At 68.0% G+C, this 11745-nt stretch carries 10 protein-coding genes and 2 pseudogenes; 6 read left to right on the forward strand and 6 right to left on the reverse strand.

Translation table 11 applies throughout. From position 1 onward, the window contains the following. Nucleotides 1-62 precede the first annotated feature (62 nt). A complete protein-coding gene (locus tag AOZ13_RS05785; RefSeq protein WP_021780069.1) occupies nt 63-257 on the reverse strand; it encodes a cold-shock protein in 195 nt (64 codons plus the stop codon). Between the two features lie 80 nt (nt 258-337). Between AOZ13_RS05785 and AOZ13_RS05790 the strand changes: the two genes are divergently transcribed. After that, nucleotides 338-1492 (forward strand): ArsA family ATPase, encoded by a 1155-nt coding sequence (locus AOZ13_RS05790; RefSeq protein ID WP_394324675.1) that lies wholly within the window; start codon nt 338-340, stop codon nt 1490-1492. Nucleotides 1493-1673: 181 nt separating this feature from the next. On the opposite strand, the gene AOZ13_RS05795 is transcribed toward AOZ13_RS05790, so the two are convergent. Together AOZ13_RS05795 and AOZ13_RS05800 are read right to left on the reverse strand one after the other, a co-directional pair. Further along, nucleotides 1674-2540 (reverse strand): 2-oxoacid:ferredoxin oxidoreductase subunit beta, encoded by an 867-nt coding sequence (locus AOZ13_RS05795; RefSeq protein WP_020220968.1) that lies wholly within the window; start codon nt 2538-2540, stop codon nt 1674-1676. Further along, a pseudogene (locus AOZ13_RS05800) lies at nt 2537-4287 on the reverse strand (2-oxoacid:acceptor oxidoreductase subunit alpha). Before AOZ13_RS05800 ends, AOZ13_RS05795 begins: the two are co-directional and overlap by 4 nt. A 217-nt stretch (nt 4288-4504) precedes the next feature. Here AOZ13_RS05800 and AOZ13_RS05805 point away from each other — a divergent pair. Further along, a complete protein-coding gene (locus tag AOZ13_RS05805; RefSeq protein ID WP_020220966.1) occupies nt 4505-5029 on the forward strand; it encodes an NUDIX hydrolase in 525 nt (174 codons plus the stop codon). Nucleotides 5030-5069: 40 nt separating this feature from the next. Then, a complete protein-coding gene (locus AOZ13_RS05810; protein WP_020220965.1) occupies nt 5070-6188 on the forward strand; it encodes an aminotransferase class V-fold PLP-dependent enzyme in 1119 nt (372 codons plus the stop codon). Here the strand turns inward: AOZ13_RS05810 and AOZ13_RS05815 are convergent. Beyond that, complete coding sequence (locus AOZ13_RS05815; protein ID WP_020220964.1) at nt 6185-6868, reverse strand: hypothetical protein; 684 nt, start codon at nt 6866-6868, stop codon at nt 6185-6187. The two genes, AOZ13_RS05810 and AOZ13_RS05815, sit on opposite strands and share 4 nt — an antisense overlap. A 183-nt stretch (nt 6869-7051) precedes the next feature. On the opposite strand from AOZ13_RS05815, the pseudogene AOZ13_RS05820 reads away from it, so the two are divergent. Further along, nucleotides 7052-7859, forward strand: a pseudogene (locus AOZ13_RS05820) (aldo/keto reductase). Between the two features lie 44 nt (nt 7860-7903). On the opposite strand, the gene AOZ13_RS05825 reads toward AOZ13_RS05820, so the two are convergent. After that, nucleotides 7904-8323, reverse strand: a complete 420-nt coding sequence (locus tag AOZ13_RS05825; RefSeq protein ID WP_020220961.1) for a glutaredoxin family protein — start codon at nt 8321-8323, stop codon at nt 7904-7906. 99 nt (nt 8324-8422) lie between these two features. Continuing rightward, nucleotides 8423-9073, reverse strand: coding sequence for a transcriptional regulator GfcR (gene gfcR / locus AOZ13_RS05830; protein ID WP_020220960.1), 651 nt, complete (start codon nt 9071-9073; stop codon nt 8423-8425). Between the two features lie 148 nt (nt 9074-9221). Here gfcR and AOZ13_RS05835 point away from each other — a divergent pair, with 148 nt between their 5' ends. Both AOZ13_RS05835 and AOZ13_RS05840 read left to right on the forward strand, forming a co-directional pair. Next, a complete protein-coding gene (locus AOZ13_RS05835; RefSeq protein WP_020220959.1) occupies nt 9222-10433 on the forward strand; it encodes an HAD family hydrolase in 1212 nt (403 codons plus the stop codon). A gap of 48 nt (nt 10434-10481) precedes the next feature. Next, nucleotides 10482-11720 (forward strand): mandelate racemase/muconate lactonizing enzyme family protein, encoded by a 1239-nt coding sequence (locus AOZ13_RS05840; RefSeq protein WP_020220958.1) that lies wholly within the window; start codon nt 10482-10484, stop codon nt 11718-11720. Nucleotides 11721-11745 lie beyond the last annotated feature (25 nt).

The raw sequence follows: 11745 nt of genomic DNA on the forward strand, positions 1-11745 counted from the left end.
GTCGCAGTCGACAAAATGGAGTCACTCACGTGTCGCCGTGCGGCGACGAGTGAAACTCGGGTTTAGTTGCGGACGACGTTCGTCGCGCGCGGGCCCTTGGGGGCCTGTTCGATGTCGAAATCGATGTCCTGTCCTTCCTCGAGATCGGGGCCGCCAACGTCCTCCATGTGGAAGAAAACGTCCTCGTCCGCGTCCTCAGTCGTAATGAAACCGTAGCCGCCAGTGTCGTTGAAGAAATCAACCTTACCGTTTGCCATTGCAAACGATTGTACGGCCGATAGGGGGATAACCCTTCCGAGAGTCGCGGTACCACGACCCCCGTAGTTCGCTACCTTGCCTGTGCGAGCGGGTGCGCGGAGCGCACCCGACCGAAAAAGACGGTAGCGAAGAACCTACCTCGGCGGAACCCGCCCCTCCCACTATGAGCGAACTCGAAGTCGAGGCGGTCGAGGACGTGCGGACGCCGAGCGTCGCGGCCGGCACCGCGGAGTACGTCCTCTACGGCGGGAAGGGCGGCGTCGGGAAGACGACGATGGCGGCGGCGACGGGCCTCGCGAGCGCGACGGACGGGACGCCGACGCTCGTCGTTTCGACGGATCCGGCGCACAGCCTCTCGGACACGTACCGGACCGACGTGCCGAGCCGGCCCGGCCGGGTTCGCGACGACGTCCCGCTCTGGGGCGTCGAGATCGACCCGGACGAGGCGATGGAGCGGGCGGGTGCGATGGGACTCGGCGGCGCGGGCGGGGACGCCGAGGGCGCCGGCGCGGGACCGATGGGCGGTCTCGGCGACCTCTTGGGCGGTGGGGACGCCGGCGCGAACCCGCTCGGCGGCCCGATGCCGGGCGCGGACGAGGCGGCGGCGATGCAGTTGCTCGTCGAATACCTCGACGACGAGCGCTTCGAGCGCGTCGTCGTGGACACCGCGCCGACCGGCCACACGCTCCGCCTGCTCGAACTCCCGGAACTCATGGACTCGATGATGGGTCGAATGCTGCGGTTCCGCGAGAAGATGGGCGGGATGATGGACTCGATGAAGGGGCTGTTCGGTGGCGACGACGCGGCCGGCGCGGGGACCGGCATGGACGGCGTGGAGGAGGTCCGCGAGCGCGTCTCCCGTCTGCGTGACGTCCTGACCGATCCCGCGCGGACGGACTTCCGGATCGTCACCGTCCCCGAGGAGATGAGCGTGGTGGAAGCGAAGCGCCTGCGCGAGCGCTTGGAGGAGTTCGGGATCCCCGTCTCGACGGTGGTCGTGAACAAGGTGATGGAGCCGCTGGTCGACGTTGTCCCGTCCGTCCCGTCGGAGGCGTTCGTCTCGCCGAACCTCGAGGAGTGCGAGTTCTGTCAGCGCCGCTGGGACGTCCAGCAGGACGCGCTCGCGGAGGCCCAAGATCTCTTCCGAGGGCGCGACGTCGAGCGCGTTCCGCTGCTCGCCGAGGAGGTCCGCGGGCCGGACGCCCTGCGCGTCGTCGCCGCCTGCCTCGGCTGAGCGCTCGACGCATCCTCGCGACTCCGCGGGAGTGACGTGCGAGACACCGATGGCGCGCTGCCCAATGGCACCAGCCGGCTGGTGGACTCTCCACTCCTGTAGCTCTCTCGATCTGCCGTCGCGGCCGAGACGTCGTAGAGCGCGACGTCCGGGTCGCGCGCGACGAGGAGCCGTCTAGCGTCTAGTAGAACTCGCGGACGAGATCGGTCGCGCCCTCGGGGGCGCCGCTCTCGTCGATGTCGGCCATGTTGCCCTCGACGCCGTGGGCGGTGTTGTAGTCGACGGCCTCCTCGTCCTCCCAGAGCACGCCGATGTACTCCTTCTCGCTGTCGAGGATCTTCTCCTTCGCCTGCTCGCGGTCGGTCGGGTCGTGATCCTCCTCGTCGAGGTCGACGATGGAGTCGCGGAAGTAGTCGTAGGTGTCGACGTCGTTGAACGTCACGCAGGGGCTGAAGGTGTTGACGAGCGAGAAGCCGTCGTGCTCGATGGCCTGCTGGACGATCTCTTGGTGGCGCAGGGCGTTCGAGGAGAACGACTGCGCGATGAAGCTCCCGCCGGCGGAGAGCGCGAGCGCGAGGGGGTTGACGGGCGGCTGCTTCGGGCCTTCGGGCGTCGTCGCGGTCTCGAAGTCCGGACGGCTCGTCGGGGACGCCTGTCCCTTGGTGAGACCGTAGATGCGGTTGTCCATCACGACGTACGTGATGTCGATGTTGCGCCGGACGGCGTGGACGAAGTGGCCGGCGCCGATGGAGTAGCCGTCACCGTCGCCGCCGGCGACGACGACTTCGAGATCGGGGTTCGCGATCTTGACGCCGGTGCCGACGGGGAGCGCGCGCCCGTGGACGCCGTGCAGGGCGTACGAGCGCATGTACGTCCCGATCTTGCCGCTGCAGCCGATACCGGCGACGACGAACGTCTCGTCGGGGGAGTTGCCGGTCTCGGCGAGACCCTTCATGATGCCGTTCATGGTGCCGAAGTCGCCGCAACCCGGACACCACGTCGGCTGCTTGTCGGACTTGAAGTCGGTGAAGCGAACGTCTGAACTCATGCGATGACCTCCTTGATGTCGTCTGCGAGTTCGTCCGCCTTGAAGCGGACGCCGTTGTACTTGTTGATGCGGTCGACGCGTTCGAGGACGTCGCTCTCGATGACGTCGGCGAACTGACCCGTCGCGTTACACTCGACGACGACGGTCGTCTCCGCGTCCGCGACGTCCTCGGAGAGGTCGGGCCGCGGGAAGATGTAGGGGACGGAGAGGACGCGGACGTCCACGCCGTCCTCCTCGAGGAAGTCGAGGGCTTCGACGAGCGCGCCCTCGTTGGATCCCCACGAGATGACGAGCGTGTCGGCGTCTTCGTCGCCGTACTCGAAGGGACTCCAGTCCTCGGTCTCCTCGGCGGTGGTGACCTTCTGGTCGCGCTTATCGACCTGCTCGATGCGCTCCTCTTCGTCCTCCGTCCGGCGCCCGAGTTCGTCGTGTTCGAGACCGGTGGACATGTGGACGCCGCCCTCGGTGCCGGGGAAGGCCCGCGGGCTGACGCCGTCGGCGGTGACCGCGTGGGGCTTGAACTGCTCCTTCTCGTTCTGCCACGCCGAGATCTCGTCTCGTCGACGACCTTCCCGCGGTCGATCTCGACCGCGTCCATGTCGAACTCCTCGGGCGCGAACGTCTGCTCGGTGACGGCCATCGCGAGATCGGCCGCGATGTAGACCGGCGTCTGGTACTTCTCGGCGAGGTTGAACGCCTCGACGGTCTTGTGGAAGCAGTCGGCGACGGTGGTGGGGGCGAGGACGAAGCGCGGGATCTCGCCGTGCCCGCCGTAGAGCAGCATGTTGAGGTCGCCCTGCTCCTGCTTCGTCGGCATCCCCGTGGAGGGACCCGAGCGCATGACGTCGGCGATGACGAGCGGCGTCTCGGACTGGGCGACCAGCCCGAACGTCTCGCTCATCAGATCGATGCCGGGACCGGACGTCGCGGTCATGGAGCGCGCGCCGGCGCGGGCGGCACCGAGCGCGAGATTGATCGCGGAGAGTTCGTCCTCCGCTTGGACGACGTGACCGCCGAACTCCTCGATGCGACCGGTGAGGTACGTCATGACGTCCGTCGCGGGCGTGATCGGGTAGCCGGCGTAGAACTTACAGCCGGCCGCGATGGCGCCCATTCCGATGGCCTCGTCGCCGTTGAGGAGGACGTAGTCGTTGTCCGTCGTCTCGAGTTCGTAGTCGAGGGTGCCGACGGCGTCGGCGTAGTTCTCCGTGACGTACTCCGCACCGAGGCGGGCGGCCTCCTTGTTGTTCTCGACGATCTTCTCGCCCTTCGAGCCGAAACGCTTCTGGAGCGACTCGTCGAGGTTCTCGATGGGGAACTCGGCGACCTCGCAGACGGCGCCGAGGGCGACGATGTTCCGCATCAGCGCGCCGCCCGCGTCCTCCGCGAGCGACTTCAGCGGGACGTCGAGACCGATCATTCCCTCGGGCACCTCGAAGTCGCTGAACTCCGTGCGTTCGCCGTCGTAGATGATGACGGAGTCGCCGTGGAGTTCGTCCATGTTCTCATCGACGGTGCGCTCGGTGAGCGCGATGAGAACGTCGAGGCGGTCGACGACGCTCTGAACGCGATCGACCGATGTGCGGACCTTGTAAGCGGTGTAGCCACCTCGGATACGGGACGCGAAGTCCTTCGAGGTGAAGACGTGGCGACCGGCGCGGGAGAGTGCCTGTGCGAACACCTTCCCGGTGGAGGCGATCCCGTCGCCCGCCTCCCCGCCGATGGCCCAGTTCAGGTCATCGTGCATGTGTGTCAGGCTTCAAAGTGGGCAAGCAAAAGGCTTCTGAAGCGAGAAGCGGGCCGTCAGATGATCGAATACGGCAGCTTCAGCATTCGACTGTACGTGCGTCCATCGGTGTTATGTGTGTGCGAGACGCCCACGCATTACGGACAATAGAATACGACAAACGAGCGATCGCGACGGCACCCCAACAGTTTTGCCGTCAAAGGCGCTAGTAAATCGCATGTCGCGACAGGGGAGCGCGGCTGTCGGTGAGATCATCGAACAGCTGCGTCGAACGTATGGGGAATTCCCCGTCGTCGAGGAGCGGACCACCGTCCCGCGCGAGGCGCTCGTCGAGTGCATGACGAGCGCGAGCAAGGGGCGCCTCGGTGGGACGCGAACGCTGCTCGAATCCGACGGTCGCACGTTGCTCGTCCGGTATCGCGAGAACCCGGACGTCTGGGACCTCCCGGGGGGGAGCCTCGATCGCCACGAGACGCACGAACAGACGGCGAAGCGACACGTCGCCGAGCAGCTCGGTCTCGAGTGCGCTCTGACGGGCGCCTTCCACGCGCGCCGCCAGACGTTCTCGCTCGTCGACGGCGGCGACGGGGCGAGCGGTCTCTGGATCCACTTCGAGGGCGAACCGCTCGACGAGGACCCGTCTCTCGACCCGCACGCGGAGATCGCCGAAACGCGCTGGTTCGACACTCCACCGGAGGCGGTCGCGGAGCCGATCCGCGATCGCCTCGCCGCGGACGACTAGCTCCCCCAAGCTTTCTGCCGGGCGGCGACGGAGTGGACGTATGGACCCGGAGACGTTTCGCGCCGACATTCCGGCGCTCACCGACGCCACGTACCTGAACACGGGCGCGAGCGGGCCATCACCCCGGCGCGTCGTCGACGCCGCGGAGGCCGCACTCGAACGCCACGAGTTCGAGGCGCACGCCGACGACGACCCATATCGTTCGGCGGCCGCGCTGTTCGACGACGCCCGCGAGCGCCTCGCCGCCTTCCTCGACACCGACCCGACGAACGTCGCGCTCACGCAATCCACCACGGACGGCGTGAACCGCATCGCGACGGCCATCGACTGGGAGCCGGGCGACGTCGTCGTCCGCACGGACGTCGAGCACTCGGCGGGCATCCTCCCGTGGCGGCGGCTCCGCGACGCCCACGGCGTGACGACGCGCGTCGTCCCCACGCGCGAGGGGCGGATCGACCGCGAGGCGTATCGGGAGGCCGTCTCCGACGCCCGCCTCGTCTGTCTCTCCGCGCTGACGTGGACCGCGGGGACGCGCCTCCCCGTCGCGGACCTCGTCGCGGACGCCCACGACGCCGGTGCGGAGGTGCTCGTCGACGCCGTACAGGTGCCGGGGCAGGCGCCGATGCCGGTCGAGTCGTGGGGCGCGGAGTACGTCGCCGCCGCCGGCCACAAGTGGCTCTGCGGCCCGTGGGGCGCGGGGTTCCTGTACGTCGATCCCGAGGCCGCGGAGCGTCTCGAACCCCTACAAGTAGGGTACCGGAGCGTCCGCGACCCCGACGACGAGGGGTACGAATTCCACGCGGGCGCGCGACGCCTCGAAGTCGGCACCGTCTCACCCGGACCGCACGCCGGCCTGATCGAGGCGATCGACGTCGTCGAGGAGATCGGTCTCGACGCCATCCGGTCGCGCATCGAGACCCTCACGGACCGATTCAAGGCCGGCATCGGGGACGACCGTCTCGTCGGCCCGCGCGAGTACGAGTCCGGCCTCGTCGCCGTCGAGAGCGACGATCCCGCGGCGCTCGTCGCGGCGCTCGGCGAGCGCGACGTCGTCGTCCGCGCGCTCCCGACCGGCACCGTGCGCGCCTCCTTCCACGTCTTCAACACCGCGGCGGACGTCGATCGACTTCTCGACGCGATGGCCGAGATCGAATCCTAGACGTCGAGCACGCGCGTCTCGGGCGCGTCCCCGTCGATCGATGCGAGCGCGACGTCGCCGGTCTCCGCGTTCCCGTCCTCCTCGCCCGGCAGGAGCACCGTCGCTCCCGCGTGGAGTGCGCCGAGAGCGCCGACCAGCGTCGCCACGCGCGCGAACGGTGCGCGGACGGCGACGACGTCGGCGGTGTCGAGATCCGTCGCGACGTCGCGAGCGCGATCGAGGAGCGCGGCCTGCGTCGTGCCATCATCGAGCGCCGCGGCGTCGCCATCGAACGAGACGGGCGGGAACGCGGGATTCTCGCTCCAGACGTCGCCCTCGAAGTGACCGTCCGCGGGGTCGTTCGGTCTCGCGCCGTAGCCGACGCGCTGGCCGCCCGGGCCGAGATCGTAGGCGTCGAGCGACGGAGTCGGAACGACGACGGCGCGGCCGTCGAAGTCGCGTGGCGGATCGAACGTCACGGATGCGGCGAGGAGCGCCGCGCCGAGGAAGGCGAAGACGGCCTTCGGGTCGGGTTCGTCCGCGACGCCGACGTCCGAGCCGCGGTGGACGCCGCGCGAGCGCAGGTAGTTCCCGGTCTTGTACGCCGTCGATCGGATCTCGCGAGCGGGCAGTGACGCCGGCGGTGCCCGGAGCGTCGCGCTCGCCGGGAGGTCCTCAAGCAGGTCGTAGACCGTCTCCATACACGTCCAACGGGCACCGACGCACAAAGGGGACGCGCTCCGAGTTCGAGTGCGTATCTCTAGCGTGTCACGACAACGATGTCGGTGGTGGGCCTCGCCGCCGCCCGAACGCCTTTGCCGCTCCCGAGGTACGTGTCGAACATGCCGGAGTTCACTAGCGACGACGTTCCGCGCGCGAACGGGATGCCGCGACTCGGTCTCGGCACGTGGGAGAACACGGATCCCGACGCGTGTGCGAACGCCGTCGAGACGGCCCTCGAAACCGGATATCGACACATCGACACCGCGCAGGCGTACGGCAACGAGGAGGACGTCGGGCGCGGCCTCGCGAACGCCGATGTCGACCGGGAGGACGTCTTCCTCGCGACGAAGGTGTGGATCGATCACGCCGACCACGACGGCGTCATCGAGAGCACCGAGGAGAGTCTGGAGAAGCTGGGTGTCGACTACGTCGATCTGCTCTACATCCACTGGCCGGGCCGGACGTACGATCCCGAGGAGACCCTGCCCGCGCTGGAGGAGCTGAAGGACGAGGGCAAGATCGAACACATCGGCGTCTCCGAACTTCGAGCGTCGACACGTCGAGGAGGCCCAAGAGGTCATGGACGAGCCGATCTTCGCCAATCAGGTCGAGATGCATCCGTTCCTCCAGCAGCGCCAGCTGCGCTCGTTCATGGCGGAGGAGACGGACATCGAACTCGTCGCGTACTCGCCGCTCGCGCGCGGCGACGTCTTCGGCGACGACGTCCTCGCGGACATCGCCGAGGACCACGACGCCAGCGAGGCGCAGGTCGCGCTCGCGTGGCTCCGCGAGAAGGGCGTCACCGCGATCCCGAAGGCCACCTCCGAGTCGCACATCCGGGACAACTGGGAGAGCCTCGGCGTCGATCTCGCCGACGAGGAGGTCCGGCGCATCGACGCCATCGACACGGTAGAGCGTCGCGTCGATCCCGGCTTCGCGCCGTGGAACGACCTGCCGGACGACCGTTGACGCACTCGGCTATCGACTCGGAAGAGACGTAGCGTCCGCGGAACTCAGAAGGGCGCGTCGAGGTCCTCGTCGCTCCCGCCGTCCGCCGCGGTCTCGACGTCCGCGTCCGCGTCCGCGTCCGCGGCCTTCAGCGTCTCCGCGAGGTCGCCCTCCTCGTCGAGTTGCGCGAGGATGTCGCTCCCGCCGACGAACTCGCCCTCGACGTACGTCTGGGGGATGGTCTCCCAGCCGGAGTGCTCGTCGAGGGCCTCGCGGAAGGCCTCCAGATTCTGGAGGGCGTCGACGGCCTCGAAGTCGTCGCGGTACTGGCCGATGAGGCCGACCGCGCGCTTCGAGTAGCCGCACTGAGGCATCACGGGCGTCCCCTTCATGAAGAGGACGACCTCGTTGTTCTCGATGGTCTCGTCGACCGTCTCCTGCACCTCGTCCGCGTCCAGCGCCTCGCCCATCGGGTCGAACGTCATGCGAAGCGATTGGTGGTGGATGGGCAAAGGCGTTGTGCAGGCGGCACCTCTGGTGCCGCCGAACGACGAGCGGGGAGGAACGATCCGCGAGACGGGCGACTACTCCGACTCGCCGTCGTTGCCGACCCGGATGACCTGCATGAGCGCGTCGACGGGGACGTCGTCCACATCGCCGACGCCCTGCTTGTCGACGAGGACGGACGCGGCGAGGACGTTGCCGCCGCTCTCCTCGACGGCTTCGATGGCCTCGCTGATGGTCGTTCCGGAGGTGATGGTGTCGTCGACGATGAAGCAGTCCCGACCCTCGACCTGCGCGAAGTTGCGGCTGAAGCTCCCGCCGAGGTCCTCGATGTCGCCTTCCTCCCACTGGTGCTTGCGCGGGGTGTACGTCCCGAGGTCGGTTTCGAGCTCGCGCGAGACGGCGGTGGCGAGCGGGACGCCGGCCTTCTCGACGCCGATGACGAGGTCGACGTCGTGACTGTGTTCGCGCAGGAGGTCGGCGAGCGCTTCGCCGATGGATGCGAGGCGCGCGCCGGCCTCGCCGATGGCGCTCCAGTCGACGTGAACGTCCTGCGGGCCGCCGGCGTCGTGCAGTTCCGTCTCGGCCCCGCTGGGGCTGCGGCCGGCGCGCTCGACGAGCCAACTCGCCGTCTCGCGCGAGACGTTCAGTTCGTCCGCGATCTCGCCCCGCGAGAGGCCGCGCGCGGCGAGATCGCCCGCGCTCTCGATGAGGTCGTCGACGTTCTTCATGTTGCTCGGGTTGGGGTGCCGGTTGTATGGTCGTTTCGTTGCCGACAGCGGGATGCCGCGGACGCAGAAACTAACTCTCCATCGAGTGCACGTTGATCCGCGCGGTGCGATCGGGACCATTTATACGACGACGGCGACGACAGTCACCATGGAGCGGTACGACGAGCTGTACGCGCTGTACGAGACGTTCGACACCGACACGCTCCGCGCGTATCAGGACTTCATCGATCTCTTTCCGCCGGTGGACTCCCGGGTCGCATTGGAGTACTGGGAGGAGGCGAGCGATGAACTCGCGGAGCGTCGCGACGCGGTGGCAGACGCGCACGGCGAGACGTACGCGTCGCTCGCCGCCCACGCGACGCGCGAGCAGGCGTTCACCGCTCTCGACCTCCACAGCAAGCACGGCCGTCCGGTGAACGTCCTCGTGCTCGACGTCGACGAGACGCTGCGCTCGGCGGGGAGCACGGACAACGAGATCCCACGCGAGACCCTCCACCTCCTCACGGTCTTCCACGAGCACGGCGTTCCGATCGTCGTCTGCACGGGCCAGACCCTCGAGAACGTCAAGGGATTCCTCAATCAGGGCCTCGGCAACGAGTTCGTCCACTCGGGCGACGTCTCGATCGTCTACGAGGCCGGGACGGGCGTGTTCACGCCCGGCCACGGCTCGGAGACGAAGCGCCTGCTCTACGAGACCCTCGACGAATCCGTTCGCGACGTCTTCGGCTACGTCCGCTCGCGCGTCCTTCCGGACGCCCCCGAGCGCGTCCGGCGGGGCTGTCACCTACAGGGCAACGAGTTCAACGTCACGCTCAAGCCGAACGAGGAGACGGGGAGCGACGCCGCGGTCGAGATCATCGACGACGCCACCGTCTATCTCACCGAACTCCTCGCCGCCGCGATCGACGACGCGGCGCCCGCGGACGTCCGGTCGTACTACGCGACCCGCGATCCGGAGATCGCGACCGTCCTCGACGAGGCGGGCGTCCTCCCCGATGATCCGGACGTCACGGGATCGGTGGAGGCGGTCCTCGACCGGGTGCAACTCGCCTACTACGAGGGGGACGCGGCGGAGGTCACGGCGCGCGAACTCGACAAGGTCGCGGGCGTCGAGGCGGCGTTCGACGTCCTCGGGATCGACGATCCGTTCGCGCTCGTGATGGGCGACTCGAAGAGCGACCTCCGCGTGATGGAGTGGATGGTGGCGAACGACGCGGGTATCGCCGCCGCGCCGGAACACGCCTCGACGCGCGTGCTCGATCACGTCCGGGAGACGGACGGTCTCACGTACGCCCGCGGGGCCGCCGGGAACGTCCTCCGCACCGTCCACGCCCTCAATCGCCTCGCGGCCGAGAGCTGAGCGGAGAAACTCCAAAGATTTACCCGCTCACGAGTGAACGACGGCTGTATGGCGAAGGACTACCGACGGCTTCACGACCCGAACGCGGAGTACACGATGCGCGAACTCTCCGCCGAAACGATGGGCGTCGAGGCGGAGCGCGGCGGCGGGCGCGACGTCGAGATCACCGACATCCAGACGACGATGGTCGACGGGAACTTCCCGTGGACGCTCGTCCGCATCTACACGGACGCGGGCGTCGTCGGCACCGGTGAGGCCTACTGGGGCGCCGGCGTCCCCGAACTCGTCGAGCGGATGACGCCCTTCCTCATCGGCGAGAACCCCCTCGACATCGACCGCCTCTACGAGCACCTCATTCAGAAGATGAGTGGCGAGGGCTCCGTCGAGGGCGTCACCGTCACCGCCATCGCCGGCATCGAAGTCGCACTCCACGACCTCGCGGGTAAAATCACCGAACTCCCCGCCTACCAGCTCCTCGGCGGGAAGTACCGGGACAAGGTCCGGGTTTACTGTGATTGTCACACCGAGGACGAAGCCGACCCCGACGCCTGTGCGGACGAGGCCGAGCGCGTCGTCGACGAACTCGGCTACGACGCCCTCAAGTTCGACCTCGACGTGCCCTCCGGCCACGAGAAGGACCGCGCGAACCGCCATCTCCGGCCGGGCGAGATTCGCCACAAGGCCGAGATCGTGGAGAAGGTCACCGAGCGCGTGAAGGACAAGGCGGACGTCGCCTTCGACTGCCATTGGACGTTCAGTCCGAACAGCGCGAAGCGTCTCGCCGCCGAGATCGAGGGCTACGACGTCTGGTGGCTCGAAGATCCCGTTCCGCCGGAGAATCTCGACGTGCAGCAGGAGGTCACGAAATCCACGCTGACGCCGGTCACGGTCGGCGAGAACCGCTACAGAGTGACCGAGGAGCGCCGCCTCATCGAGAATCAGGCGGTCGATATCGTCGCGCCCGACCTCCCGAAGGTCGGTGGAATGCGCGAGACGCAGAAGATCGCGGACGTCGCGAATCAGTATTACATCCCGGTCGCGATGCACAACGTCTCCTCGCCGATCGCGACGATGGCCTCCGCGCACGTCGGCGCGGCCATCCCGAACGCGCTCGCCGTCGAGTATCACTCCTACGAGCTCGGCTGGTGGAGCGACCTCGTCGAAGAGGACGTCATCGAGGACGGCTACATCGAGGTGCCGGAGACGCCCGGTCTCGGTCTCACCCTCGACATGGACGCCGTCGAGGAGCACATGATCGAGGGGGAGACGCTGTTCGACGAAGCGTAAGCCTTGTCGAGCGAACGGAGTTGTT

The sequence above is a fragment of the Halarchaeum acidiphilum MH1-52-1 genome, from assembly GCF_000474235.1.
GTDB lineage: Archaea > Halobacteriota > Halobacteria > Halobacteriales > Halobacteriaceae > Halarchaeum > Halarchaeum acidiphilum.